The following is a 24462-nucleotide window of genomic DNA, read 5'->3' on the forward strand; positions in this document are numbered from 1 at the left end:
AACAGGTAGGTCGAGGTCATGGCCGGCAACAGCCAGCGCAGGAACCGCCGCACGTCCAACAAGAAGGGCGCGCAGGTCGGCAGCGGTGGCAAGCGACGCCGTGGCCTGGAGGGCAAGGGCCCGACCCCGCCCGCGTCCGCCCGCAAGGGGCACAAGAAGAACCGCGTCGCCAACGCCCAGGCCAAGCAGGCCGCCCACCGCCGCCCCGCGCCCCGGCGCGGCGGCGCCAAGGGCACCTCGGAGATGGTCGTCGGCCGCAACCCGGTCTACGAGGCCCTGCGCGACGGCGTCCCCGCCGTGACGCTGTACGTCCAGCAGTACATCGACAACGACGAGCGCGTCCGCGACGTGCTCAAGCTCGCCGGTGACCGCGGCACCATCAACCTGATGGAGGCCCCGCGCCCCGAGCTGGACCGGATGACGAACGGCCTGAACCACCAGGGCCTCGTCCTCCAGGTCCCGCCGTACGAGTACGCGCACCCGGACGACCTGCTGGCCATCGCCGACGACAACCACGAGGACCCGCTGATCGTCGCCCTCGACGGCGTGACCGACCCGCGCAACCTCGGCGCCATCGTCCGTTCCGTCTCCGCGTTCGGCGGCCACGGCGTCGTCGTCCCCGAGCGCCGCGCGGCCGGCATGACCGCCGGAGCCTGGAAGTCCTCCGCCGGCACGGCTGCCCGCACCCCCGTCTCCCGGGTCACCAACCTCACCCGCGCCCTGGAGGGCTACCAGAAGGCGGGCCTCACGGTCGTCGGCCTGGCCGCCGACGGCGAGCACACGGTGGAGGACCTGGAGGAGCTGGACGGCCCGGTCGTCATCGTCATCGGCAGCGAGGGCAAGGGCCTCGGCCGGCTCGTCGGCGAGACCTGCGACTACCGGGTGCGGATCTCGATGCCGGGCGGTGCCGAATCCCTCAACGCCGGTGTCGCCGCGGGCATCGTCCTGTACGAGGTGGCGCGCCGCCGGTCCTAGCGGCTGCCGTCGACGCGCCCGGCCGCCGGGCCGCTCCGGCCCCGGCGGCCGGGCGCGTCGACGGGCGAACGCCGAACATCCATCCAGGATGCCCGAGTTTGGCCGGATCTTGACGGGTCTCGGACACATCCGGTGCGGTCAAGGCAGTGTCCTAACCACACGTCACTCGGTTAGATGAGTGTGGACACCAGAACGCCTCGGTTCGACGAGCAACCCGCCCTGAGCATGACCAAGGTGGACAGCGACCCCGCGCAGGTCATCGTCAACCACGCCAGCTTCCGGGTGCAGCTCGCCCCGGGCCAGCGCGCACGGCTGCGCGGTGCCCCCGCGGAAACGGCCCGCATCCCCGCCATGAGCGGCGCCGGCGGAGGCCGCAAGCGGGCACCCGTGGTCTGGAGCGGCAAGTCCGCTCCCGGCGACCCCGGCGCGACGGGCCTCCTCCAGGCCGTGCGCAACTCCACCGCCGGACACCTCGACGCCGGACTCGGCGCGGCCCCCGGCGGCGGGCACGGCCAGGAAGCGGGCGCGACCCAGGTCATCCCGCTCCTGGAGGAGACGCAGCCCAACCCCGTGCTGACCGCCCCCCGGCCGGGACGCACCGGCCCCCTGCTACCGCCCATGCGGCAGGCCGTCGGCGCGTACGACGACCCGCTCGACGGGCCCGACGGCCCCGGCGACGACTACGACGCCGCCGACGCGCCGGACTCCGCCGAAGCCGACTCCCGCGCCCGGCGCGGTTCGGGCGACCCCGTCCGGCACGCCTACTACCCCGGCCACCGGATGAACCTGGGCGTCGTCCTGCTCCCCATGCGGGTCCTGCTCGGCTTCATCTCCATCTACGCCGGCATGGGCAAGCTGTGCGACCCCGTCTACTTCGACGGCGGCGAGCGCGGCTCCATGATGAAGTGGCTGACCTCCCTGCACCCGTGGGCGGTGGCCGACCCCCTGCGCGACTTCGCGCTCTCCCACCCGGTCGGCGCCGGGCTGACCGTCGCCTTCCTCCAGGTCGTCGTCGGGGTCCTCACCGTCCTCGGCCTCTGGCAGCGGGTCGCCGCCTCGATCGGCGCCCTGCTCTCCGCCGCGCTCCTGGTGACGGTCAGCTGGCGCACGGTCCCGGTGTACGACGCCCCCGACATCATCCTGCTGGCCGCCTGGAGCCCGCTGATCATCGCCGGCGCCCCCGTCTACTCCGTCGACGGGCGTCTCGCCGGGGAGGCCTGGCGCAAGCTCGGCCCCCGCTCCGAGATCTGGGACCTGCGCCGCCGGGTGCTGCGCCGGGGCACCGTCGTCGCGACCGTCGTCGTCGGCCTCACCCTCCTCATCGGCTCCATCCTCGGCGGCGCGGTCCGCTCCACCGAGGTCGTCACCGTCCCCGGCCGCAACGACAACCCCACCAACCGCCTCCCCGGCATGCCGCTGCCCCAGGAGTCCACCGGCGAACGCCAGGCCTCCCGCACCCCGGAGCAGCAGCGACAGCCCGAACCCACCCCCTCCGGCGCGGCCGACACCCCCGCCACGGGGCAGGCCAGCCCCGGCGCCACCCGCGACTCCGGCGGCCAGAGCACCGGCCAGGGCACCCAGCCCAGCCAGACCCAGGGCACCGGCCAGGCGCCCCCGCAGCAGACCACCCCGCAGCAGCCCCCGGCCGCCACCAGCGCCGGACCCACCTCCTCCGGCTCCACCAGCGGCGACGCCTCCGCGGGCGGCGGCGGCGAACCGGCCCCCACCGGCGGCTCCACCTCCTCCGGAGGCGAGGGATCCACCTCGGGCGGCGGCGGCCGGAACCCGATCGGCGGCCTCCTCGGCTGACCCCCGCCCGCCACACGAAGGGCGCCGTCCACCCGGTTCTCCCGCCGGGTGGACGGCGCCCTTCGTGCGCGCGTGACGGGTGGCGTCAGGCGCCGTGGGACCCCAGCTCGCGGGCCGCCTCGGTGAGATCCTTCGCGGTGTCGATGGCCCGCCAGTACGCGCCGTTCGGCAGCGGATACCCGGCGAGCCGGCGCTCGCGGGCGAGCCGCGGGAACGTGGTCCGCTCATGGTCGCCGCGGTCCGGCAGCAACCCCGTGAACGCGGGCGAGAACACGTACACCCCGGCGTTGATCAGATACGGGGACGGCGGCGACTCGATGAAGTCGGTGATGTGGCCGAACGCGTCCGTCTCCACCGCACCCCACGGGATGCGCGGCCGGGCGAGGGCCAGCGTCGCGGTGGCGTCGCGCTCCGCGTGGAAGGCTGCCATCTCCCGCAGGGAGAAACGGGTCCAGATGTCACCGTTCGTGGCGTACCACGGCTGATCGGCGTCGGGCAGCCGCTCGGCCGCGTACCGCAGCCCGCCGCCGCGCCCCAGCGGCTCGGTCTCCACGACGGTGGTGACCCGGAGCGGCAGCACAGCCTCCTCCAGCCACTCCTGGAGCACCTCGGCCAGGTGCCCGCAGGAGACCACGGCGTCGGTGACCCCCTCGGCGGCCAGCCAGGACAGCTGATGGCCGATGATCGGAGTCCCGGTCCCGGGGATCTCGACCATCGGCTTGGGGCGGTCATCGGTGTACGGCCGCAGCCGCGACCCCTGGCCACCGGCGAGGATCACGGCCTGCGTCGGATACGTATGCATGGCACGCACGATAGGCGGTGCACGCCGAAGGGAGGCGGCGCTCGACGCGACCGCCTCCCGGGCTCAGTCTCCGGAGATCAGCTGAACTGGGCGACACCCGAGGCGAACGAGGTGTCGCAGACCGGGCGCGAGAAGCGGTGCGCGCGGGTCGGCCCGTACTGCTCGACGGCGGCCTTGCCGAGCGCCTTCGCGATCGACATGCAGTGACGCGCGAGCGACGGGCGCCGCTCGACGGCGCGCTGGAGGGAGGTGAGGGCGGTGCCCGGGTCCTTCTCCTGGAGCTCCACGAGGAGCTTCTCCCGCAGGACGTCCTGCGGGGCGTACGGCTTCGCGGGCTTGGACACGGTCTCCGAGGAGGCGGCCAGCAGCTGGGAGTCCTTGTCCGCCGCCGCCCACGGAACGCTGGTGACCGCGAGGGTCCCGGACAGAACCATGACGACGGGCAGGACGAGAGCGAGGGATCGGCCGATGCGGCGAGCGGTGTGGGTCACGCAGCGAGCGTAGCGGCCGGTGATGACTTGGCGACAATTCGTCACTCTCGCGGGGGATGGTTCGACGCGTCCTTTCGAATGCGCGGTTGACGCTCGGGGGCGAAATGCCCAGTGTGCCGGGGTATTTGACTCTGTGCGCCGCCGAAACCCCAACCCGCCGGGACCACGCAAACGGCCCCGCGCCGCCGGGCGGTACCGGCGGACGCGGGGCCGTGCGTACGGCAGGGGGCGGGTCAGGCGGTGAGCCGCTCGCCGGTGGAGGTCGCGAAGACGTGCAGCTCGTCCGGGCGCGGGACGACGTGCAGCTCGGTGCCCTTCTCCGGGACGGCGCGGCCGCCGACGCGGACGACCAGGTCCTTGTGCTCGCCGCCGACCTGCGTGGAGCCGTAGACGAACCCGTCGGCGCCGAGCTCCTCGACGACGTTGACGGAGACGGCGATCCCGGCCGGCTGCTCGGAGGAGTCCTTGGCCAGCGACTTCGCGGCGGCGCCACCGTGCTCGACGATGTCGAAGTGCTCGGGCCGGATGCCGACCGTGACGGTGGTGTCACCGCGGTCCGCGGCGGCGGAGAGCGCCTCGCGCGACACCGGCACGACGCTGTTGCCGAACTTCACGCCGCCGTCGGTGATCGGGACCTCGACGAGGTTCATCGCGGGCGAGCCGATGAAGCCGGCGACGAAGAGGTTCGCCGGGCGGTCGTACATGTTGCGCGGCGAGTCGACCTGCTGGAGCAGCCCGTCCTTCAGCACCGCGACCCGGTCGCCCATGGTGAGGGCCTCGACCTGGTCGTGGGTGACGTACACCGTGGTGATGCCGAGGCGGCGCTGCAGCGAGGCGATCTGCGTACGGGTGGAGACGCGGAGCTTGGCGTCGAGGTTCGACAGCGGCTCGTCCATGAGGAAGACCTGCGGCTCCCGCACGATGGCCCGGCCCATCGCCACACGCTGACGCTGACCACCGGAGAGCGCCTTCGGCTTGCGGTCCAGGTACTCGGTGAGGTCCAGCATCTTGGCGGCCTCTTCGACCTTCGCCCGGATCTCGGTCTTGTTCACACCGGCGATCTTGAGCGCGAAGCCCATGTTGTCCGCGACGGTCATGTGCGGGTAGAGCGCGTAGTTCTGGAACACCATGGCGATGTCCCGGTCCTTGGGCGGCAGGTGCGTGACATCGCGGTCACCGATGCGGATCGCGCCGCCGTTGACGTCCTCGAGACCCGCGAGCATGCGCAGGGAGGTCGACTTGCCGCAACCGGAGGGACCGACGAGGACGAGGAACTCACCGTCCGCGATGTCGATCTCGAGCTGGTCCACGGCCGGCTTCGTGGAGCCGGGGTAGACGCGGGACGCCTTGTCGAACGTGACACTGGCCATGATGGATCTTCTCCTCAACCGGCAGGAACGTGCCGGACGATCCGAGTAGGGAGTGGTCTGGTCCACTGAGGGAACCTGCGGTGACGCTACCTGGCCTTTCCCGATCTGTCAGTAGTCCGGAGCACAGGGAAATCGCGGACTTCGAAGGCCCGGGGTTGGTTAGACTGCTCCGGCACGCCTCCTTAGCTCAGCTGGCCAGAGCAACGCACTTGTAATGCGTAGGTCGTCGGTTCGAATCCGACAGGGGGCTCAGCGCGAAGCCCGGGCCGGATCTTCTCCGGTCCGGGCTTCTGTCGTCGGTCTGCGGGGGCGGCGCGGCGGTGTCTGCGGCAGAGGGGTGGGGGCGGGCTCTGCCGGGTGCGTGGCGCGATGCTCAGCCGCGGATCGGGGCGCCGATGGTCAGTTCCACCTCGTCCCCTTTCGGCGCGATGCCCTTGACGGCCCAGGTGCGGTCGGCGATGGGGGTGCCGGCCGCGGTGGTGTGTGCGGCGACCGCGAGGGCCGGGCCGGCCGTGGGCTCGGTGCGGAACTCGGCCGGGGTGGCGGTTCCGTCGGACAGCCACAGGTGGATGTCGGCCGGCTCGGGGGCCGACGCGAAGGCCCTCGCGTCGGGCAGGCCCTGGATGCGGCAGCGCGCGCCCGGGAACAGGTGGGTGTGGCCGACGAGGGCGGCGTAGGCGTTCGGTTCGGTCATTCCGGGCTCCCGGGGCCGGGGTGAGCGGGCTTTCAGTGTCGGCGGAGCGGCGGCTGCGGGGGCGGCGGCGCTCCGTGGCGTCCTGCCGGTGGGGGTGGGCGGGGGCCGTTCGGGGGCTGACAGAATGCGGGCATGGTTTCGCCGTTGGAGCTCGACACCCGAGTCGCCCCCGGGTGCACCACCCTGACCATCGCGGGCGAGTGCGACCAGGACGATGCCGAGGTGCTGGAGCAGGCGCTCGCGCAGCTCGTGGCGGACGCGCCGCCGACCCTGGTCGTCGACGTGTCGCGCCTCGTCTTCGGCGATTCGGTCCTGCTGCACTTCCTGCTGTCCGTGCAGCGGGCGCAGACCGCTGCCGGAGGGCGGCTGGAGGTCCGGGGGCCGCTCGCCCCCACCGTGGAGCGTCTGCTGCGGGAGACGGGCACCTGGCCGGCCTTCACCATCACCGGTGCCGGGGACGCCCCGTGAAGCGGTGACGCCGTGCGGCGTTGGGACGGGATCGCGCCCAGGCCGTCGCCGCGGGGGCGGGGTCCGGGCGGCGCGATAGGTATTTTGAGGCGCGGAGCGGGTACCGGGGAGGGCCGGACCCCGTTGACCGGGTGAGCACGATTCTGTACGGAAAGGGTGAGGTGGCCGATGTCCGAGCTGACGGACGAGGGCTCCCGCCTTCCGGACTCTGATCCCGAGGCCGCTGGCGTACGGAGCCCGGGGCCGGAGGGGGATCGCGTACGGATCACCGGCCCGCTGAAGGCCCGCGGGGCGCGCGCGGAGGTGAGCCGGCTGCTGGCCGGTGCGGCCGGTGAGAGGTGTCTCAACGACGCGCTGCTGGTCGTCTCGGAACTGATCTCCAACGCCGACCGGCACGGGGGCGGGCTGCGGGAGTTCGCCGCGGGCGTCGAGGACGGGCACCTGTGGCTGGAGGTGGCCGATCACAGTGACGTGCTGCCGGAGAGTGCCGCCCACGATCCCCTGGTCCCGGGGGGCTTCGGCTGGTCGCTGGTGCGGCGGTTGTCCGCCGACGCGCGGATCAGGCCCCGGACGAATCAGGATGAGCCGGGCAAGACGATCGTGGTTTCCCTGCGTCTGGAGTGAGGCGCGGGCGGGCGGCGGTGTCGGAGCGCGTGCGTGATCGTTCAGCCGGGGGGTACACGCCCGTCACCCCGATACCGAGGAAGATCGATGAGCAGCAGCACAGCGGCCGACGAGCAGGGCGGCCCGGGGGCCGTGTGGTACCGGCGGGCCGTCTCTCCGGACGGTGGTGAGCTGGCGGTCTCGCTGGCGCTGTCCGGTGGCCGGGCGTCGGTCACGGCCGTGGGCGGCATGGAGTGGCGGTGCACCTGGCCGCTGGAGAAGGCGTTGGACCACACCTGTCTGGCGGCCACGTCGGAGACCCGGCTCGACCTGTCCGGTCTGGAGTTCGCCGACTCCTCCCTGCTCCACCTGCTGCTGGACGCCCAGCGGGTCCACCGGGCCAGGGACGCCCGTCTGGTCCTGGCCGGGGCTCTGCAGCCGGTGGTGGAGCGGCTGTTCGCGGTGACCGGCACGACCGCGTTCTTCGTGCGCATCCCGGTGTAGCGGGGTGCCGGGCAGCGGACGGGGGTCAGGCGTCGCCGTCGAGCTGGGGCGAAGGCCGTCCGTGGCCGCCGGGTTCGATGGTCGTGCCGCCCGCCGCGGTGCCGGGGGCGAGGTGTGCCAGGGTGCCGGTGAGGCGCAGGATCCGGTCGACCGTGGGGTGCAGGGGGCCCAGGCGCAGGGTGACGCGGGCGGCCGTGCAGCGGCGGTGGAGCATCAGGAGGGCGGCCAGGCCCATGGAGTCGAGCCCGTCGACCCCGGAGCAGTCCAGGTGCAGCGAGTCCGGGGCGGGGATCTGGTCGAGGCAGCGGGTGGCGAGGACCAGGAAGTCGTCGCAGGTGTCGTAGTCCAGGTACCCCTCCGCGCGCACCCGGACGGTCCCGGTGCTCCGGGTGGGGACGGGCGTCAGGGTGAAGGGGGACGGGGCGGACCCGTAGGGCGGCATCATGCGGGGTTCCTGGTGTCGGTGACGTGGACGGCGCCCGCACCGGTCAGGTGGTCCGTCGCCCGGTCGATCATGTGGGTGGTGCGGGGGAAGTCCTTGAGCTCGGCGCGCAGGAGCGCCAGCGCCGGGAGGAGCGAGTGGGTGGGGACGCCGCGCGCCTCCAGGATGCGTGCCGTCCAGGTCAGGAATCCGGTGAACAGGTCGGCCCGGTCGAGGTAGAGGGCCGTGGCCAGGAACTCCACGATGTGGGCGATGTCCTCGCCGGTGCGGTCGCGTTGGGCGCGGTCGTAGTCGCGCATCGGAGGAAACCGTTCCGCCAGGCCTGCCATGACCGTGCGCACGAGTGCCGGGCGGGTGCGGGAGACCAGGGTGTACTCCTGGTCCGACAGGTGGGGCAGGTCGTCGACGGGCTGGTGTGGCGCCGAGGGCCGGGGGAGCGGGCTCTGGTGCAGGCGGGCGGCCGCCGTCCGGGCGTCGGGGGCCCACAGGTCCGCGCCGAGCAGGGAGGCGTACTGTCCGCGGTCCCCGAAGGCGGCTCCGCCGACCAGGACGGGGGTTCCGGTGGCCTGCACGGCGGTGACGGCGGCGTGCGCGGTCGGCAGGTGGGTCGCGATGGAGCCGGAGAGGGCCACCGCCTCCGGGCCGGTGCGGTGGATGTGGGAGATGAGGTGGTGGGTGGGCACCTGGGCGCCGAGGTAGTCCACGTGCCAGCCGCGCAGCCGGAACACCTCCGCCACCAGGCGGGCGGGCAGAGCGTGCCACTCGCCGTCCACGCAGGCCACGGCCAGGCGTCTGGGCTGCTCCCCGGGCTCGGTGCGGGTGCGGTGCGACAGGGCGGCGATGGCGCGGTCGTTGATCGCCGTGGCCGCGTGTTCCTGGGCCACGGTGAAGCGGTTGGCGGCCCACTCCTCGCCGACCCTGCCCTGGACCGGGGCGATCAGGTCGAGCAGGATGCTCTCCGGCTCCCAGCCCGCGTCCAGGGCGCGCAGGACGAGGTCGGTGGCGGCAGACTCGTCGCCTTCCGTGACGGACTGCCACAGCTGTTCGATCCAGTGGGCGGGGGTGGCCGGGAGCGTGGTCGTCATGCGGTGAACCTGCCCCGGGTGTGGCCGTCCACCGCACTGAGGTGGTGCGAGCGGGGCGCCGCGATGGCCATGACGGCCATGTCGTCGTGCGCGCGGTCGCCGGTCCACTGGGCGGCGAGCATCTGTACGTGTTCGACGACGGCCTCCGCGGGCATGCCCGCGCAGTGGGTGAGGGCCTCGGTCAGCCGGGCCTCGCCGAACATCTCGTCGCCGAGCGGTCCGCCCCTGGCCTCGGTGATGCCGTCCGTGTAGAGCAGGCAGAACTCGCCCGGCGCGAGAGCCGTGCGGACGGTGGTCGCGGTGGCGTTCGGCAGGACGCCGACCACCGTTCCCTGGGAGGCGACCGGTTCCACGGTGCCGTCGGTGCGCACGACGAGCGGTGCGGGGTGCCCGGCGCTGGTCACCGCCAGCTGTACGGATCCGGCCTCGCGGAGTGTGGAGACCAGGACGAGCGAGGCGAAGCGGGTGTGGTGCGAGCTGAGCAGCGCCCCGTTCAGCAGGTCGAGCATCCGCTGGTGGTCGTCGGCCAGGGGCAGCAGGGCGTGCAGCGTGTTGCGGATCTTCCCGGTCAGCACGGCGGCTTCCAGCCCCTTGCCGCAGACGTCGCCCAGCACCGCGAGGGAGGCCTCCGCCTCGCCGGCGGCCGGGTGCACGTCGTAGAAGTCCCCGCCGACGCGCTCGTTGTTCTTCGACGGCCGGTAGCCGCCGGCGAACTCCACTCCGGCCACCCGGCGCAGTACCGGCGGCATCAGGTCCTGCATCAGGGTGTGGGCCAGTGAGGACTGCTCCGCGTAGAGACGGGCGGCCGACATCGCGGCACCGGCGCGGGCGGCGAAGATACGGGCGAAGACCTCCTCGTCGCGGCTGAAGGCGCCCGAGGCGTCCCGGCGCAGCAGGACGAGCGCCCCGGCGGGCACGCCGTGGCCGGGCAGGGGGGTGACGACGATCGAGCCGACCGGGCCGAATCCCTCGGGCTCCAGCCAGGCGGGTGCGGAGGCGGGGTCGATCCAGCGGGACGGCACCGGGGGGAAGCCCTGGAGCGCCTCGGCGAGCCCGGGTACCTCGTCCGGGTCCTCCAGACGTATCCCGGCGTGGGGCTGACCGTCGCGCAGGCAGGTCACCACCGGGTACCTCTTGCCGGTACGCGGTGTGATGACGAGGGCCGCGTCGGCGAGGTGCTGTGCCGCCAGCTGCGCGGTGACGTCCATGCACCGGTCGAGGTTCAGCGACGACAGCAGCGCGTTGGACGCCTCGCCCAGGAACGCGCTGCGCTGCTGCTCCGTCCGCAGCGCCCGGCGGGCCAGGCGGTGGTCGGTGTCGTCGACCAGCCACCAGACGACCGCGCCGTCGGTGTGGTCGCTCGGGTGCGCCTCGAAGTCGCGGTCACCGATGGTGCCGCTCGGGGGTGTCTCGTCGACGGACGGTCCTGCGGTGCGCCGGCGGTGTCCCTCGTTCAGCCAGTCGATCCCGGTCTCGGACAGGGGGCGGCCCCGGCGCAGCCGAGGTATCAGGACCCGGGCGGCGTCGTTGAAGAGGCTGACCGTGCCCCGGCGGTCCACCACCAGCGCGGGATACGGAGCCGTATTCCACGCCGAGGCTTCGGGGGGCCCGGCCGTGCGTGCGCTGGGAACCTGCGGAATTGACGTCACATCGGGGAGAGCCCGCTGGGCGAACTCCTCACCTCATTCGGTCGGAAACGTTGCCGTCCGGCAACCATCCACCCTCCTGGACTCCGTTGGCAAACCTTCCTGGTCGGTGGGGTGGGTGGGCGGGTGTCGGCTTCTCGCTCCGAGGGGCGCCCGGGGTGCGTCCGTTGTGCCCACGCGGAGTCATCTGGCTCCGAGGTGATGCCATCTTTGGCTCAGTCGGCGGCCCCGGTGGTGCCACCGCGTGTCGGTGGTAGGTGCGTTTTCCCAGGTCGTGGCGTTCTTCTCAAGGTGGCATCAGTTTGGCTCGACATGGTGCCAAGGGTGTGCCATGATGGCGTCATGGATCTCACCCCCTACGTCGACAACCTCCGGCGGGAACTCGCCGCCGCCGCGGATGCCAGCGGTGACGAAGCCCGTGCCCTCGCCGAGCGGCTCAGCGTTCCCCTGGAGTCCGCCGCCCGGCTGACCCTGCTCAACGTGCTCTCCGCGGCCATGGGAGACGTCACCCGGGAGCTGGCTCCCGGCTCGGTCGACGTGCGGCTGCGCGGGACCGACCCCGAGTTCGTGGTGACGCCGCCGCCGGCGCCCGAGCCGGTGCGGGAGGCGTGGGAGCCGACCGCGGCGCCCGTCGTGGCCGCGCCGCCCGCCGCGGAGGCCGACGACGGTGCCATGGTCCGGATCAACCTCCGCCTCCCCGCGCACCTCAAGGGCCGGGCCGAGGGTGCGGCGGCGGCCGAGGGCCTGTCGGTCAACGCCTGGCTCGTACGGGCCGTGGCCGTCGCCCTCGACGGAGGGGGGAACGCGAGCGGACCGGGCCGGGGCAAGGAGCCGGGCGGCCGCGGCTTCACCGGCTGGGTCCGTTAGCGGCCGCCGGATCACGCTTCACTTCACCGGCGGATCGCCGATCCGCCGACGTAACCGATCGGCCGTCGCCGGCCACTGACGGCGCGCAACCGATCCATCTGCACCGGACGCCGGCCGCGTGTCACCGGCCGGTCGACAACCCACCGAGCCAAGAGGACGGGACAGCCATGCCTTCTTTCGATACCCCTGAGCCGATCTCCGCCGTCGTCGAGCTGGACGCCGGCACCGCCCGTATCACCGCCGGCAAGCGCACCGACACGGTCGTCGAGGTGCTGCCGGGCAACGGAGCCGACCAGGGCGACGTACGCGCCGTACGGGAGACCCAGGTCTCCTGCTCGGGCGGTCGCCTCACCGTCAGGACCCCCAAGAAGCGGACCCTGTTCGGCAAGCCGGGCTCCGTCGTGGTGAGCATCGAACTGCCCGCCGGGTCCGATGTGCGGGGCACCTCCGCCCTGGGCGGCTTCTTCTGCGAAGGCCCCCTCGGCGAGGTGCGGCTGAAGACCTCGCTCGGTGACCTCCAGGTGGAGGAGGCGGCCCGCGCCGAGCTCACCACCGACCACGGCGACATCCGGCTGGCGCGTTCCACCGGGAACGCCGAGGCCGTCGGCTCGGGCCGGGTCGAGATCGGCTCGGTCGCCGGTGCGGCGGTCGTCAAGAACGGCAACGGCACCACCGAGATCGCCGAGGTCGACGGGGCGCTGAAGGTCAACGCGGCCAACGGCGACGTCTCCGTGGGCGTCGTGCGCGGCGACGTCGTCGCCAAGTCCGCCAACGGCCGGATCGAGATCGGCGTCGCCCACGCCGGGGTCGAGGCGGCCTCCTCCAACGGCCGCATCCGGGTCGGCGACGTGATCCGCGGGCGGATCGCTCTGCGGACGTCGGTCGGCGACCTCGAAGTGGGCATCCACGCGGGCACCGCGGCCTGGCTCGACCTGGACCCCAAGTTCGGCACCGTGCGCAACTCGCTCGGCGCCGCCGCCGGCCCCGAGGACTCCGACGAGACCGTCGAGGTGCACGCCCGGACCGGGACCGGCGACATCGTCGTCCGGCGCGCCTGACCCCGTCCCGGGGCCTTCGGGCCGGCACTCCGTCCCACCCCAGCCCGCCCCGCCCCGCTCCGCTCGACTCACCGCCTGCGAAAGGGAACCAGCATGACTGTCACCCGGGCCGATGCGCCGCGTGCCGCCCAGGCCGCGACGCAGGCGATCAGCGCCACCGGACTGCGCAAGTCCTACGGCGACAAGGTCGTCCTCGACGGCATCGACCTGTCGGTGCCGCAGGGCACCGTGTTCTCCCTGCTCGGCCCGAACGGCGCGGGCAAGACCACCGCCGTGAAGATCCTCTCCACCCTCATCACCGCCGACGCCGGTGAGCTGCGCGTCGGCGGCCACGATCCGGCCGCCGATCCGCAGGCCGTACGTGCCGCGATCGGTGTCACGGGCCAGTTCTCGGCCGTCGACGGGCTGATCACCGGCGAGGAGAACATGCTGCTCATGGCCGACCTGCACCACCTCTCCCGGCGTGAGGGGCGGCGGGTGGCCGCCGAACTGCTGGAGCGTTTCGACCTGGTGGAGGCGGCGAAGAAGCCCGCCGCCGGCTACTCGGGCGGCATGAAGCGCCGGCTCGACATCGCCATGACGCTGGTCGGCTCCCCGCGGATCATCTTCCTCGACGAGCCGACCACCGGCCTGGACCCCCGCTCCCGCCACACCATGTGGGGCGTCGTCCGCGAGCTGGTCGCCGACGGGGTGACCGTCTTCCTCACCACCCAGTACCTGGAGGAGGCCGACGAGCTGGCCGACCGTATCGCCGTCCTCAACGGCGGGAAGATCGCCGCCGAGGGCAGCGCCGAGGAGCTCAAGCGGATCGTCCCGGGCGGGCACGTCAAGCTCCGCTTCACCGACCCGGGCGCCTACCGGTCCGCCGCCTCCGCCCTGCGCGAGGCCGTCCGCGACGACGAAGCGCTGGCGCTGCGGATCCCCAGCGACGGCAGTCAGCGCGAACTGCGCTCCCTCCTCGACTGGCTGGACTCGGCCGGTGTCGAGGCCGACGAGCTGACCGTGCACACGCCCGACCTCGACGACGTGTTCTTCGCCCTCACCGCATCCGCCGCCCCCGCTCGGAACGACCAGACCGAGGAGAACGCCCGATGAGCTCGCTCGCCCTCGCCGCCCGCGACACCACCACCATGCTGCGCCGCAACCTCCTGCACGCCCGGCGCTACCCCTCCCTCACCCTCAACCTGCTGCTCACACCTGTCATGCTCCTGCTGCTTTTCGTGTACATCTTCGGCGACGTGATGAGCGCGGGCATCGGCGGCGCGGGGGCCGACCGCTCGGCGTACATCGCCTACATCGTGCCGGGGGTCCTGCTGCTGACCATCGGCTCCACGGTGGTCGGGACCGCGGTGTCCGTCTCCAACGACATGACCGAGGGCATCATCGCCCGCTTCCGCACGATGGCCATCCACCGCGGTTCGGTGCTCGTCGGGCATGTCGTCGGCAGCGTGCTGCAGAGCGTGCTGAGCGTGGTCGTGGTCGGCGCGGTCGGAGTGGCCATCGGCTTCCGGTCCGTGGACGCCACGGCCCTGGAGTGGCTGGCCGCGTTCGGGCTGCTCGTGCTCTTCTCCGCCGCCCTCACCTGGATCGCCGTCGGCATGGGCCTCGTCAGCCCGAACGCGGAGGCGGCCAGCAACAACGCCCTGCCGATGGTGCTGCTGCCGATGCTGTCCAGCGCCTTCATCCCGGTGGAGACGATGCCGGGCTGGTTCCGGCCGGTCGCCGAGTACCAGCCCTTCACCCCGGTGATCGAGACCCTGCGCGGTCTGCTGCTCGGCACCGGAGTCGGCCACAACGGCTGGCTGGCCGTCGGCTGGAGCCTCGGGCTCGTGGTCCTCGGCTACTTCTGGGCGACGGCGAAGTTCGCCCGGGATCCCCGGTAGCCGGCGCGCAAGGCCCTGGGCGGAGTGGGGAGATGTGGTGAGGTCCCGGGCCGATTTCTACCGAGGGGTAGGCGGCCCGGGATCCTTGTTATACCTTGCGTCTAACAAGCGGGTGGGCGCCCGGCCGGTGTCAGGTCCGGCACGGCCGCCCCGTACGGCAGGGACGTCGTCGTCCGCGTCTCACACGATCAAGGATCACCGCACTCGACCCAAGGAGCCGCAGCATGGCCGGCAGCACCGTTCCGTCGAAGGTCCAGCAGAGTCCCGAGGGTGACGACGTCGCGCGGCGGCTGCTCGGTTCGGCCGCCCAGCTGGCGTACGACCCCGCCACCGAGGTGGACTGGGAGACGCCGCTGGACAAGGGGTTCCACGGCGCGAGCCCGGAGTGGAGCAGCCTCTACGGGACCGCCTACTGGGGCGAGTTGACCGAGGCGCAGCGCAAGGAGCTGACCCGGCAGGAGGCGGCGTCGGTCGCCAGCACCGGGATCTGGTTCGAGATGATCCTCCAGCAGATGGTGCTGCGGGACATCTACATGAAGAACCCGGCGGGCGCGGAGTTCCAGTGGGCGCTCACCGAGATAGCCGAGGAGTGCCGCCACTCGATCATGTTCGCGCGCGGCGCGCAGAAGCTGGGCGCTCCTCACTACCGGCCGCGCCGTGCGGTGATGGAGCTGGGGCGGGCGTTCAAGACGCTGGCGTTCGGCGAGGCGGCGTACGCGGCGATCCTGGTCGCGGAGGAGGTCCTCGACGTGATGCAGCGGGACTGGATGCGCGACGAGCGGGTCGTGCCGTTCGTCCGCACCATCAACAACATCCACGTCGTGGAGGAGTCCCGGCACATGAAGTTCGCCCGGGACGAGACCCTCAAGCGGCTGGAGGGCGCGGGGTGGGCGCGGCGGCAGATCAACGCGTTCGTCGTCGCCGTCGCCTCGTACTTCATCGTGACCAGCATGGTGAACCCGGAGGTCTACCGGAGGGCCGGACTCGACAAGCGGCGCGCGCTGGCCGCCGCCAGGGCCAACGAGCACCACAAGTCGATGATGCGGTCCAGCTGTTCGGGTCTGATGGACTTCCTGGCCTCCGCCCGTCTGCTCACCAGGCCCGCCCTCGCGTTCTACAAGCGCGCGAACCTGATCTGAGCCGGGGCCATGACCTACGCCATCACCCAGACCTGCTGCAACGACGCCACCTGTGTGGCCGTGTGCCCGGTCAACTGCATCCACCCGACACCGGAGGAACGCGCCTTCGGCTCCACGGAGATGCTGCACATCGACCCCCGGGCGTGCATCGACTGCGGAGCCTGCGCGGACGCCTGCCCGGTGGACGCGATCTTCCCGGTGGACGCGCTGTCCGCCGGGCAACGGGAGTACGCCGACATCAACGCCGCCTACTACCGGGGCACCGAACCGCCCGCGGCGGAGGTCGAGGGGCCGAACTTCCATGTCTGGGGCGAGCCGGTCTTCGAGCGGAGCCTGCCCTCCGACTTCGGGCCGCTGCGGGTGGCCGTCGTCGGCACCGGCCCCGCCGGGATGTACGCGGCGCAGGACCTGCTGCTGCACACCGCCGCCGAGGTGACCCTGCTCGACCGGCTGCCGGTGGCGGGCGGGCTGGTGCGGTACGGGGTGGCCCCCGACCACCCCGCCACGAAGAAGGTCGGCGACACCTTCTCCCGCTTCCACTCCCACCCCCGGGTCCGGATGCATCTGGGCATCGAGGTGGGCCGGGACGTCACGGCCGAGGAACTGTCGGCCCACCACGACGCGGTGGTCTACGCGGTCGGCGCCTCCACCGACCGGCGGCTCGGGGTGCCGGGGGAGGAGACGCCCGGCTGCCTGTCGGCCACGGCCTTCGTCGCCTGGTACAACGCCCACCCGGAGGCGGTCGCGCAGGGCGTCGACCTCTCCGCCGAGCGGGTCGTCGTGGTCGGCAACGGCAATGTCGCCCTCGACGTCGCCCGGATCCTGGTCGCCGACCCGGAGGCCCTCGCGGCCACCGACATCGCCGCCCACGCCCTGGAAGCGCTGCGGGCGAGCCGGGTCCGGGAAGTGGTGGTGCTGGGGCGGCGGGGGCCCGAGGACGCCGCGTACACCCGCTCCGAACTCCTCGCGCTCAAGCATGTGCCGGGTGTGGAGCTGGTGGTGGACGACCACGATCCGCGGACGGCGGCGGCGATCGACGCGGCCGGAGCGGGCGACCGGGCCGGAGCGCTCAAGGGGCTCGCCCGGGTCCGGACGGACGCCGCGTCCCCCGCGGACGGCGGGCGCCGCATCGTGCTCCGCTTCCACTCCGAGGTCGTGGAGATCCTGGCGGCGGGCGGCGGTGTGGACTCCGTACGCGTCACGGACGGCGGAGGCGACGGCGGCGGGTCCGGGGCCGGTGGCGGGGACGCCGGCACGGTCGACCTGGCTGCCGGGCTGTTGCTGCGGGCCATCGGATACCGCGGACTCCCGGTCCCCGGGCTGCCGTTCGACGAGGCGTCGGGCACCGTCCCGCACGAGGGCGGCCGGGTGGCCGGGGTGCCCGGCAGCTATGTGGTCGGCTGGATCAAGCGCGGGCCGTCCGGCGGGATCGGCGCCAACCGCACCTGCGCCGCCGAGACGGTCGGCACGCTCCTGGCCGACGCGGTCGCCGGGGCGCTGCCCGCGCCGACGGGCGACGCCAGGGCGTTCGCGCGGCTGGCCCGGCAGCGCAACCGCCGGGTCGTGGACGCCCGCGGGCTGGCCGCGATCGACCGCGCCGAACGGGACCGGGGGCGGCGCGACGGTCGGCCCCGGGTGAAGCTCGCCACCGTCGAGGAACTGGTGGCCACGGCGCGGTCGGGGCGGTTGCCGCGGCTGACCCGGTGACCGTACGTCCGGGCCGCTGGCGTACGAAGTCCGGCCCGGGGCCCGGCGGTTGAAGCGCCGGGCCCCGGGCGTCGCTCAGGCCTTGGCCTCCGACGCCTCCGGCGCCTCCGCCGGTCCGGTCCCCGCGGCGGGCGGGAGCAGTGCGGTCGCCGGGCGTACGGGGATGAGCGCGGCGACGGCCGCGGCGGCGAGACCGACTCCGCAGCCGATCAGCATCGCGGCCCGGAAGCCGCCCTCGGAGGGCAGCGGGAAGCCGCCGAAGTCCGTGGTCATCCGCGCCAGGACGACGCCGATCACCGCCGCCGCGAAGGAGGTCCCGATCGAGCGCATCAGGGCGTTGAAGCTGTTCGCCGACGCGGTCTCGGACTGCGGGACCGCGCCCATGATGAGCGCGGGCATCGCCCCGTACGCGAAGCCGACGCCCGAGTTGCAGACGAGGGTGACGAGCAGCAGACCCCACGGGGAGTCCGAGCCGATGAGCGGTACGGACAGGCCGTAGCCGGCGGCGATGAGCAGGCTGCCGACGGCCAGGGTGACCTTGGGGCCCTTGGCCGCGGACACCTTCGCGCCGACCGGGGACATCGCCATCATCATCAGGCCCGCCGGTGCCATCCACAGCCCCATGGCGAGCATCGACCGGCCCAGCCCGTACCCGGTGGCCTCGGGCAGCTGGAGCAGCTGGGGCACGACGAGGGACTGGGCGTACATCGCGAAGCCGACCAGGACCGAGGCGGTGTTCGTCATCAGGACCTGGGGGCGGGCGGTCACCCGGAGGTCGACCAGCGGGTCGGTCTGCCGCAGCTCCCACCAGCCCCAGGCGGGCAGCAGCACCAGGGCGGCGGCGATCAGGGCGAGCGTGGTGGCGCTCCCCCAGCCCCAGTCGGCGCCCTTGGACACCGCGAGCAGCAGGCAGATCAGGGCGGCGCCGAGGCCGACGGCCCCGGGCAGGTCGAAGCGTCCGGACCGGGTGGCCGGGCGGTCCCCGGGGACCAGGGTCAGAACCAGCGCGCCGACCGCCAGGGCCAGCACGGCGACCACCCAGAACAGCACCCGCCAGCTGGTGTTCTCCGCGATGGCGGCGGCGAACGGCAGGCCGAGCGCGCCGCCCACGCCCATCGACGCGCTCATGATCGCGATGGAGGCGCCGAGCTTCTCGGCCGGGACCACGTCACGCAGCAGGCTGATCCCGAGCGGGACCACGCCCATGCCGAGCCCCTGGAGGCCGCGTCCGGCGATCATCGGGACCACGGACGAGGACAGGGCGCAGACCACCGAGCCGATGACCAGCGGGGCGAGCGAGAGCAGCAGCATGTGCCGCTTGCCGTACATGTCGCCGAGCCGGCCGGCCACGGGTGTGGCGACCGCCGCGGCGAGCAGCGTGGCGGTGATGACCCAGGAGGCGTTGGACGCCGAGGTGTCGAACAGCTTCGGCAGCTCCGCGATGAGCGGCACCACCAGGGTCTGTGTGAGCGCCGCCACGATCCCGGCGAAGGCGAGTATGCCGACCACGCCTCCCGGGCGCGGTGCGGGGGGTGAACTCTCCACGGGTACTGCTCCCTCTTGCCCCTCCGGGGCGGTCGACGCACTGCCGGTGTTCGACTGTGCAAGATACATGAGATATGCATCATGCATGGCATGTGCATTCTGCACATCTATGGTGGGGGCCGGGTCAACGAAGGAAGAGCGCGTGGACAAGCCCATCGACCGGATCGAACGAGAGACGATGCTGCTCGGCCGGTACATGCACATGGTCACCCCGCGCGCGGACTGGCAGCTCGACCGTTCCGCCTACATCCTGCTCAGCCGGATCGAGGCGGAGGGGCCCATGTCCATCGGGCAGCTCGGCGACGCCTTCCGGCTGGACGCCTCCACCCTCAACCGGCAGACGGCCGCGATGCTGCGGGCCGGGGTCGTCGAACGCATCCCGGACCCCGACGGCGGGATCGCCCGCAAGTTCGCCATCACCGAGGAGGGCGCACGCCGCCTCGACAGCGACCGGACCAGGAACGTGGCCGGCCTCGCGAAGGTCCTCGCCGACTGGTCCCCGCAGGAGGCGGAGCAGCTCGCCGCCTCCCTCAGCCGCCTGAACCTCTCCATCGAGCGCCTCGACGGGCGGCCCTGGCCCCGCGACTGATCCCGGGTGGCCCGGTCCTCTCTCAGTGGCGTCCCGCGATCCGGTCCGCCGCCTTCGCGATGGGGTCCGTGCCGGGCCGCGGCGAGGCCGTCTCGCGGCGGTCGGCGGCGCGGTAGGCCGCGTACATGCCGTGGACGCCGAGCCAGCGGAACGGCTCGGGCTCCCAGCGGCGCACCTTGTGGTTCACCCACGGCAGGGTGGTGAGGTCGGTGGGACCCGCCTGGCCGGAGTCCTGCTGGATCAGGTCGCGCAGGGTGCGGGCGGCGAGGTTGGCGGTGGCGACGCCCGAGCCGACGTAACCGCCCGCGTGTCCCAGGCCCGTGGAGCGGTCGAGCGTGACGGTGGCGCACCAGTCGCGCGGGACGCCGAGCACGCCCGACCAGGCGTGGTCGACGTGGACGCCCGCCGTGACGGGGAAGAGCCGGACCATCAGGTCGCGCAGGGCGGTGACGGTGGAGGCCCGGGTGCGGCCGTCGTTGTCGGTGGCCGAGCCGAAGCGGTACGGATGGCCGCGCCCGCCGAGCGCGATGCGGTCGTCGGCGGTGCGCTGGGCGTAGAAGTAGGCGTGGGCCATGTCGCCGAGGGTCTCGCGCCCCTCCCAGCCGAGCGCGTCCCAGATCCGGGCGGGCAGCGGTTCGGTGACGATCATGGAGGAGTTCATCGGCAGCCAGGTGCGCTTCTGGCCTTTGAGGCTCGCGGTGAAGCCCTCGGTGCAGCGCAGGACGTACGGGGCGCGGACCGTGCCGTACGGGGTGACGGCGTGCTTGGGCTTGATCTCGGTGACCGGGGTCGACTCGTGGAGGGTGACGCCGAGCGCCTCCACCGCGTCCGCGAGCCCCTTGACCAGCTTGACCGGGTGCAGCCGGGCGCCGTGCGGGGTCCAGGTCGAGCCGACGGCCCCGGTCACCCGGACGCGCTCGGCGGTTTCGCGGGCGCCGTACAGGAGCCGGTCGCTCTCCCCGAAGGCGATCTCGACGCTGTGGAAGTCCCTGAGGCGGGCGAGCTGGGCCGGGGTGTGGGCCACCTCCAGGACGCCGCCCTGGTGGATGTCGGCGTCGATCCCCTCCTCGGCGGCGGTCCTGACGACCTCGCCGACGGTCTCGTTCATCGCCTTCTGGAGCCGTACGGCGGCCTCGTGGCCGTGCAGCCCGGCGTACCGGTCGCGGCCCGCGATGCCGTTGTACAGCCAGCCGCCGTTGCGGCCGGAGGCCCCGTAGCCGCAGAACTTGGCTTCCAGGACGGTGATGTTGAGGAAGGGGACGGCCTTCTTGAGGTAGTACGCCGTCCAGAGGCCGGTGTAGCCGCCGCCGACGATGCAGACGTCGACGCTCGTGTCGCCGGGGAGCGGTTCGCGCGGGGCGGGGGTGCCCTCCTGCGCGTACCAGAACGATATGCCGCCGACGGCGGTACTGACGGTGCTCATGATGCCCCTGGTGTCCCTGTCCGGTGAGATGGCCGAGCGTACGTGTGGCGGGACGTTACTGCGCGCGCGGCGGTTTCGTCTCCGGGGGCTGCGGGCCCGGGGGGTTCCGGTTCCGGGGGCTGCGGCCGCGCGGGCTTCTGTGCCGGTCCCGTCCCGGGCACGCGTGCCGTTCCGGCTCCGCGGACTTGCGCGCCGGTCCCGTCCGGGGGGCTTGCGTGCCGTTCCGGCTCCGCGGACGTCGTGCCGCTTCCGTCCCGGTGAGCTCCCGTGCCGTTCCGGCCCTGGATATTCGCTCCTTACGCGACCCGTTCCTCCCTAGGATCGGCGGCGTGATCGACATTCCCGAGGAGCTCGTCGCGACCCAGTCCCGCTTCAACGGAGCGGCCGGGCGGGCCTTCGTCGCCGGGCTTCCGGACCTCGCCGCGCGTCTGCTGGAGCGGTGGGGGCTGCGGCCGGACGGACCGTCGATGTACGGGATGTGCGCGCTCGTCCTGCCCGTGGTGCGGGAGGCGGACGGGCGGCCCGCCGCGCTGAAGCTCCAGGCGGTGGACGAGGAGACGGCGGGCGAACCGGTCGCCCTGCGGGCCTGGTCGGCGGCGGGCGCGGGGGCGGTGGAGCTGCTGGGCCACGACCCGGAGAGCGGTGCGCTGCTGCTGGAACGGCTCGACGAGCGGCGGCCGTTGTCCGGCGAGACCGACGTGCGGGAGGCGGTGAAGACGCTCGGCTCGGTGCTGGCCCGGCTGGTGGCGGTGCCCGCGCCCGCGGGGCTGCGCACGCTGGGCGGCGTGGCGGAGCGGATGCTCGCGGTGGCGCCCGAGCGGGTGGGCCTGCTGGCCGACGCGGCGGACCGGCGGCTGCTCGCCGACTGCGCGGCGGCGGTACGGGAGGTGGCGGGCGAGCAGGGGGACCGGCTGCTGCACTGGGACCTGCACTACGACAACGTCCTGGCCGGGCGCGCGGACGCGGGACGAGCGGGGGAGTGGATCGCCCTCGACCCGAAGCCGCTGGCGGGGGACCCGGGCTTCGAGCTGTTCCCGGCGCTGGACAACCTCTTCGACGCGGACGAGGTGGTGTGGCGGTTCGACGCGTTGACGGAGGCCCTCGGCCTGGAGCGCGACCGGGAGCGGGCGCGGGCCTGGACGCTGGGCCGGGTGCTCCAGAACGGGTTGTGGGGTGCCGCGGAGGGGGAGGCCCGGCTCGCCCCCGACCACGCGGAGATCGCGCGGAGGCTGCTGGGGCGGTGAGGGCGGCGGCGGGACCGGGTGCGGCCGGGGGTGGCCGGGTGGTCGGGGACGGCCGGGAGGCCGAGCACGGCCGGACACCTGGGAGAACGGTGTGTGGCCGGGTGGTCCGGGAAGGCCGGGTGCTCCAGAACGGCTGTGGGGTGCCGCGGAGGGGGCGCCCGGGTGGCCGGGGACGGCCGCACACCCGGGAGAGCGGCGGGTGGCCGGGGTGGCCGGTTTGCCGGGGCATCGGCGTGTGGCCGGGCGGCGGGCTGTCTACGCTGCGTCCATGATCCGTATCGCCACACCCGACGACATTCCCGTCCTGCACGCCCTGGTGCGTGAACTCGCCGCCTACGAGAAGGCTCTCGACGAGGTCGTCGCCTCCGAGGAGCAGTTGGCCGAGGCCCTCTTCGGCGACCGGCCCGCCGCGTACGCGCACGTGGCGACGGCCGACGACGACGGCGGCGAGGTCATCGGGTTCGCCCTGTGGTTCCTGAACTTCTCCACCTGGCGCGGGGTGCACGGCATCTACCTGGAGGACCTGTACGTCCGCCCCGAGCGGCGCGGCGGCGGCCACGGCAAGGCGCTGCTGACGGAGCTGGCCCGGATCTGTGTGGAGCGCGGATACGAGCGGCTGGAGTGGTCGGTCCTGGACTGGAACGCCCCGTCCATCGCGTTCTACGCGTCGCTGGGCGCACGCCCGCAGGACGAGTGGACGGTGTACCGCCTGACGGACGGGGCGCTGGCGCGACTCGGGGGCGGCGGCACCTCCTGAGGGCTGTCCCGCAATCCCTGCCGGGCGCACGACGACAGCTACGGCGCCTCGCCGCGTTGTCGGAACGCCCGAATACATCCCGTATGCGGACGTCCCTCCGCGTTGCGATGCACCGCATCTGACGCCGCGCGCTGATCCGGCAGGGATTACGGGGCAGCCCTTGGCCGAGGTTCCCGGCGGCCAGGCGGCCCCGGGGTTGCCTAACCCGGGGCGGCTTGGCCCGGGGCTGCCTGGCCTGGGGCGGCTTGGCCCGGGGCTGCCGGGCCCTGGGTGGTCTGGCTCGGGGCCGCCTGGGGGCCGGGCGCCCCGGGCGCGGAGCGGTTAGGGCTCCAGGACCACCTTGCCCATCGTGCCCCGGGTCTCCAGCGCGCGGTGGGCGGCGGCGGCCTCGGCGAGCGGGAAGCGCTGGACGGCAGGGCGCAGCCGGCCGGCCGCCGCCTCGGCGAGGGAGCGGGTCTCCAGGGCGCGCAGGCCGCCGCCCCGCTCGATCATCTCCGGCCCGAGCACGGCTGTGGACGTGATGGAGCGTTCGGCCAGTTCGGCGGCGGTGAAGGTGAGGGGTTCCCCGCCGCGGAGCCCTTGGCCGGACCAGCCGTAGACGACGTGTTGTCCGCCGGGGCCCAGGAGGTCGACGGCGGCGCGGGCGGTGGTCCCGCCGACGGAGTCGTAGACGACGGTGGCCCGGGGGCCGGTCGAGTCGAGGTACTCCCGGGCCCGGAGCGGCCAGTCGGGCCGGGTGTAGTCGAGGGCGAGGCCGGCCCCGTTCTCCGTCGCCCGTGCCACTTTCGCCGGGCCTCCGGCCAGGGCGATCACGGTGGCGCCCGCGTTCCCGGCGTACTGGACGAGGAGCGTGCCGATGCCGCCCGCCGCCGCCGTGACGACGACCACGGAGCGGGGGCCGAGCGGGGTGAACCCGAGGATGCCGAGGGTGGTGCGCCCGGTGCCGATCATGGCGACGGCCGCGGCGGCGTCGAGCCCCCCGGGGATCTCGTGGAGCCGGTCGGCCCCGGTGACGGCGCGTTCGGCGTACCCGCCGGGCGCCGTGCCGAGGTGGGCGACGACGCGCTTGCCCAGCCAGCCGGGGTCCGTGCCCTCGCCCACCGACTCGACGGTCCCGGCGACCTCCCGTCCGGGGACGGTGGGCAGGCCGGCGGGGGCCGGACTGGGGCCCGCCTCCCCTTCCCGCAGGACGGTGTCCAGGAGGTGCACCCCGGCCGCGGCCACGGCGATACGGACCTGGCCGGGGCCGGGGACGGGGTCCTCGGTCCACTCGTACACGAGGTTCTCGGCGGGGCCGAAGGCGTGAAGGCGTACGGCGTGCATGACGGGCTCCTCAGGGCGCGGTCCGGCGGTCCGGTACG

At 73.4% G+C, this 24462-nt stretch carries 24 protein-coding genes and 1 tRNA gene; 15 read left to right on the forward strand and 10 right to left on the reverse strand.

The window, feature by feature from the left end:
* Nucleotides 1-18 precede the first annotated feature (18 nt).
* Together rlmB and KME66_RS18520 are read left to right on the forward strand one after the other, a co-directional pair.
* Nucleotides 19-975 (forward strand): 23S rRNA (guanosine(2251)-2'-O)-methyltransferase RlmB, encoded by a 957-nt coding sequence (rlmB, locus tag KME66_RS18515; protein WP_073226041.1) that lies wholly within the window; start codon nucleotides 19-21, stop codon nucleotides 973-975.
* A 174-nt stretch (nucleotides 976-1149) separates the two neighbouring features.
* Nucleotides 1150-2784: a DoxX family membrane protein gene (locus KME66_RS18520; RefSeq protein ID WP_253208397.1), complete on the forward strand. Its 1635-nt coding sequence runs from the start codon at nucleotides 1150-1152 to the stop codon at nucleotides 2782-2784.
* An 85-nt stretch (nucleotides 2785-2869) separates the two neighbouring features.
* Here KME66_RS18520 and KME66_RS18525 read toward each other — a convergent pair whose 3' ends face one another.
* The 3 genes from KME66_RS18525 to KME66_RS18535 form a co-directional block, all read right to left on the reverse strand.
* A complete protein-coding gene (locus KME66_RS18525; RefSeq protein ID WP_216323878.1) occupies nucleotides 2870-3586 on the reverse strand; it encodes a nucleotidyltransferase family protein in 717 nt (238 codons plus the stop codon).
* Between the two features lie 77 nt (nucleotides 3587-3663).
* Nucleotides 3664-4077, reverse strand: a complete 414-nt coding sequence (locus KME66_RS18530; RefSeq protein WP_073226031.1) for a hypothetical protein — start codon at nucleotides 4075-4077, stop codon at nucleotides 3664-3666.
* Nucleotides 4078-4310: 233 nt separating this feature from the next.
* Nucleotides 4311-5447: an ABC transporter ATP-binding protein gene (locus KME66_RS18535; RefSeq protein ID WP_073226028.1), complete on the reverse strand. Its 1137-nt coding sequence runs from the start codon at nucleotides 5445-5447 to the stop codon at nucleotides 4311-4313.
* Between the two features lie 176 nt (nucleotides 5448-5623).
* Between KME66_RS18535 and KME66_RS18540 the strand changes: the two genes are divergently transcribed.
* Nucleotides 5624-5697 (forward strand) — tRNA-Thr (locus tag KME66_RS18540).
* A 123-nt stretch (nucleotides 5698-5820) separates the two neighbouring features.
* Here KME66_RS18540 and KME66_RS18545 read toward each other — a convergent pair.
* On the reverse strand, nucleotides 5821-6141 hold the full coding sequence (locus KME66_RS18545; RefSeq protein ID WP_216323881.1) for a hypothetical protein: 321 nt from the start codon (nucleotides 6139-6141) through the stop codon (nucleotides 5821-5823).
* Between the two features lie 132 nt (nucleotides 6142-6273).
* Between KME66_RS18545 and KME66_RS18550 the strand changes: the two genes are divergently transcribed.
* The 3 genes from KME66_RS18550 (at nucleotide 6274) to KME66_RS33995 (ending at nucleotide 7716) form a co-directional block, all read left to right on the forward strand.
* Nucleotides 6274-6609, forward strand: coding sequence for an STAS domain-containing protein (locus KME66_RS18550; RefSeq protein WP_073226025.1), 336 nt, complete (start codon nucleotides 6274-6276; stop codon nucleotides 6607-6609).
* 168 nt (nucleotides 6610-6777) lie between these two features.
* Nucleotides 6778-7233, forward strand: a complete 456-nt coding sequence (locus KME66_RS18555) for an ATP-binding protein (RefSeq protein WP_216323884.1) — start codon at nucleotides 6778-6780, stop codon at nucleotides 7231-7233.
* Nucleotides 7234-7320: 87 nt separating this feature from the next.
* A complete protein-coding gene (locus KME66_RS33995) occupies nucleotides 7321-7716 on the forward strand; it encodes an STAS domain-containing protein (RefSeq protein WP_253208398.1) in 396 nt (131 codons plus the stop codon).
* A gap of 25 nt (nucleotides 7717-7741) precedes the next feature.
* Here KME66_RS33995 and KME66_RS18565 read toward each other — a convergent pair whose 3' ends face one another.
* Genes KME66_RS18565 through KME66_RS18575 form a run of 3 tightly spaced genes read right to left on the reverse strand, consistent with a single transcriptional unit; the run spans nucleotide 7742 to nucleotide 10805 of the window.
* Nucleotides 7742-8161 carry an STAS domain-containing protein gene (locus KME66_RS18565; RefSeq protein ID WP_073226021.1) on the reverse strand — a complete coding sequence of 140 codons (420 nt, stop codon included), beginning with the start codon at nucleotides 8159-8161 and terminating at the stop codon, nucleotides 7742-7744.
* Nucleotides 8158-9243, reverse strand: a complete 1086-nt coding sequence (locus KME66_RS18570) for a B12-binding domain-containing protein (RefSeq protein WP_073226018.1) — start codon at nucleotides 9241-9243, stop codon at nucleotides 8158-8160. The genes KME66_RS18565 and KME66_RS18570 overlap by 4 nt, the downstream gene beginning before the upstream one ends.
* Nucleotides 9240-10805 carry a PP2C family protein-serine/threonine phosphatase gene (locus tag KME66_RS18575; RefSeq protein ID WP_073226015.1) on the reverse strand — a complete coding sequence of 522 codons (1566 nt, stop codon included), beginning with the start codon at nucleotides 10803-10805 and terminating at the stop codon, nucleotides 9240-9242. Before KME66_RS18575 ends, KME66_RS18570 begins: the two co-directional genes overlap by 4 nt.
* A 426-nt stretch (nucleotides 10806-11231) precedes the next feature.
* Between KME66_RS18575 and KME66_RS18580 the strand changes: the two genes are divergently transcribed.
* The 6 genes from KME66_RS18580 (at nucleotide 11232) to KME66_RS18605 (ending at nucleotide 17543) form a co-directional block, all read left to right on the forward strand.
* Nucleotides 11232-11756 (forward strand): toxin-antitoxin system HicB family antitoxin, encoded by a 525-nt coding sequence (locus tag KME66_RS18580; RefSeq protein WP_216323887.1) that lies wholly within the window; start codon nucleotides 11232-11234, stop codon nucleotides 11754-11756.
* A gap of 167 nt (nucleotides 11757-11923) precedes the next feature.
* Nucleotides 11924-12814, forward strand: coding sequence for a DUF4097 family beta strand repeat-containing protein (locus KME66_RS18585; RefSeq protein ID WP_216323890.1), 891 nt, complete (start codon nucleotides 11924-11926; stop codon nucleotides 12812-12814).
* Between the two features lie 93 nt (nucleotides 12815-12907).
* Complete coding sequence (locus KME66_RS18590) at nucleotides 12908-13909, forward strand: ATP-binding cassette domain-containing protein (RefSeq protein WP_073226005.1); 1002 nt, start codon at nucleotides 12908-12910, stop codon at nucleotides 13907-13909.
* The gene (locus tag KME66_RS18595; protein ID WP_216323893.1) at nucleotides 13906-14697 is read left to right on the forward strand and encodes an ABC transporter permease; all 792 of its coding nucleotides are present in this window, start codon (nucleotides 13906-13908) and stop codon (nucleotides 14695-14697) included. Before KME66_RS18590 ends, KME66_RS18595 begins: the two co-directional genes overlap by 4 nt.
* A 224-nt stretch (nucleotides 14698-14921) precedes the next feature.
* Nucleotides 14922-15836: a diiron oxygenase gene (locus tag KME66_RS18600; protein ID WP_073225998.1), complete on the forward strand. Its 915-nt coding sequence runs from the start codon at nucleotides 14922-14924 to the stop codon at nucleotides 15834-15836.
* A gap of 9 nt (nucleotides 15837-15845) precedes the next feature.
* Entirely contained in the window at nucleotides 15846-17543 is a 1698-nt protein-coding gene (locus KME66_RS18605) for an FAD-dependent oxidoreductase (RefSeq protein ID WP_216323896.1), read from the forward strand.
* Nucleotides 17544-17618: 75 nt separating this feature from the next.
* Here KME66_RS18605 and KME66_RS18610 read toward each other — a convergent pair whose 3' ends face one another.
* Nucleotides 17619-19088 (reverse strand): MFS transporter, encoded by a 1470-nt coding sequence (locus KME66_RS18610; RefSeq protein ID WP_216323899.1) that lies wholly within the window; start codon nucleotides 19086-19088, stop codon nucleotides 17619-17621.
* A gap of 142 nt (nucleotides 19089-19230) precedes the next feature.
* On the opposite strand from KME66_RS18610, the gene KME66_RS18615 reads away from it, so the two are divergent.
* Nucleotides 19231-19677: a MarR family winged helix-turn-helix transcriptional regulator gene (locus KME66_RS18615; RefSeq protein WP_073225984.1), complete on the forward strand. Its 447-nt coding sequence runs from the start codon at nucleotides 19231-19233 to the stop codon at nucleotides 19675-19677.
* A gap of 22 nt (nucleotides 19678-19699) precedes the next feature.
* Here the strand turns inward: KME66_RS18615 and KME66_RS18620 are convergent, their stop codons facing one another.
* Nucleotides 19700-21100, reverse strand: coding sequence for an FAD-binding oxidoreductase (locus KME66_RS18620; RefSeq protein ID WP_073225979.1), 1401 nt, complete (start codon nucleotides 21098-21100; stop codon nucleotides 19700-19702).
* 329 nt (nucleotides 21101-21429) lie between these two features.
* On the opposite strand from KME66_RS18620, the gene KME66_RS18625 reads away from it, so the two are divergent.
* Both KME66_RS18625 and KME66_RS18630 read left to right on the forward strand, forming a co-directional pair.
* The gene (locus tag KME66_RS18625) at nucleotides 21430-22344 is read left to right on the forward strand and encodes an aminoglycoside phosphotransferase family protein (protein ID WP_216323902.1); all 915 of its coding nucleotides are present in this window, start codon (nucleotides 21430-21432) and stop codon (nucleotides 22342-22344) included.
* 268 nt (nucleotides 22345-22612) lie between these two features.
* Entirely contained in the window at nucleotides 22613-23101 is a 489-nt protein-coding gene (locus KME66_RS18630; RefSeq protein WP_216323905.1) for a GNAT family N-acetyltransferase, read from the forward strand.
* A 321-nt stretch (nucleotides 23102-23422) separates the two neighbouring features.
* On the opposite strand, the gene KME66_RS18635 is transcribed toward KME66_RS18630, so the two are convergent.
* Nucleotides 23423-24424: a zinc-binding dehydrogenase gene (locus KME66_RS18635; protein ID WP_216323909.1), complete on the reverse strand. Its 1002-nt coding sequence runs from the start codon at nucleotides 24422-24424 to the stop codon at nucleotides 23423-23425.
* Nucleotides 24425-24462: the final 38 nt, after the last annotated feature.

Source organism: Streptomyces sp. YPW6 (assembly GCF_018866325.1).
In the GTDB taxonomy this organism is placed as follows: Bacteria; Actinomycetota; Actinomycetes; order Streptomycetales; family Streptomycetaceae; genus Streptomyces.

Excerpts from the sequence above, each read along its gene's own strand:
- KME66_RS18545 (WP_216323881.1), bottom strand. The coding sequence starts at position 6,141 with ATGACCGAACCGAACGCCTACGCCGCCCTCGTCGGCCACACCCACCTG.
- KME66_RS18595 (WP_216323893.1), top strand. The coding sequence starts at position 13,906 with ATGAGCTCGCTCGCCCTCGCCGCCCGCGACACCACCACCATGCTGCGC.
- KME66_RS18520 (WP_253208397.1), top strand. The coding sequence starts at position 1,150 with ATGAGTGTGGACACCAGAACGCCTCGGTTCGACGAGCAACCCGCCCTG.
- KME66_RS18555 (WP_216323884.1), top strand. The coding sequence starts at position 6,778 with ATGTCCGAGCTGACGGACGAGGGCTCCCGCCTTCCGGACTCTGATCCC.
- KME66_RS33995 (WP_253208398.1), top strand. The coding sequence starts at position 7,321 with ATGAGCAGCAGCACAGCGGCCGACGAGCAGGGCGGCCCGGGGGCCGTG.
- KME66_RS18550 (WP_073226025.1), top strand. The coding sequence starts at position 6,274 with ATGGTTTCGCCGTTGGAGCTCGACACCCGAGTCGCCCCCGGGTGCACC.
- KME66_RS18580 (WP_216323887.1), top strand. The coding sequence starts at position 11,232 with ATGGATCTCACCCCCTACGTCGACAACCTCCGGCGGGAACTCGCCGCC.
- rlmB (WP_073226041.1), top strand. The coding sequence starts at position 19 with ATGGCCGGCAACAGCCAGCGCAGGAACCGCCGCACGTCCAACAAGAAG.
- KME66_RS18535 (WP_073226028.1), bottom strand. The coding sequence starts at position 5,447 with ATGGCCAGTGTCACGTTCGACAAGGCGTCCCGCGTCTACCCCGGCTCC.
- KME66_RS18565 (WP_073226021.1), bottom strand. The coding sequence starts at position 8,161 with ATGATGCCGCCCTACGGGTCCGCCCCGTCCCCCTTCACCCTGACGCCC.
- KME66_RS18600 (WP_073225998.1), top strand. The coding sequence starts at position 14,922 with ATGGCCGGCAGCACCGTTCCGTCGAAGGTCCAGCAGAGTCCCGAGGGT.
- KME66_RS18585 (WP_216323890.1), top strand. The coding sequence starts at position 11,924 with ATGCCTTCTTTCGATACCCCTGAGCCGATCTCCGCCGTCGTCGAGCTG.
- KME66_RS18590 (WP_073226005.1), top strand. The coding sequence starts at position 12,908 with ATGACTGTCACCCGGGCCGATGCGCCGCGTGCCGCCCAGGCCGCGACG.
- KME66_RS18620 (WP_073225979.1), bottom strand. The coding sequence starts at position 21,100 with ATGAGCACCGTCAGTACCGCCGTCGGCGGCATATCGTTCTGGTACGCG.
- KME66_RS18525 (WP_216323878.1), bottom strand. The coding sequence starts at position 3,586 with ATGCATACGTATCCGACGCAGGCCGTGATCCTCGCCGGTGGCCAGGGG.
- KME66_RS18605 (WP_216323896.1), top strand. The coding sequence starts at position 15,846 with ATGACCTACGCCATCACCCAGACCTGCTGCAACGACGCCACCTGTGTG.
- KME66_RS18630 (WP_216323905.1), top strand. The coding sequence starts at position 22,613 with ATGATCCGTATCGCCACACCCGACGACATTCCCGTCCTGCACGCCCTG.
- KME66_RS18635 (WP_216323909.1), bottom strand. The coding sequence starts at position 24,424 with ATGCACGCCGTACGCCTTCACGCCTTCGGCCCCGCCGAGAACCTCGTG.
- KME66_RS18570 (WP_073226018.1), bottom strand. The coding sequence starts at position 9,243 with ATGACGACCACGCTCCCGGCCACCCCCGCCCACTGGATCGAACAGCTG.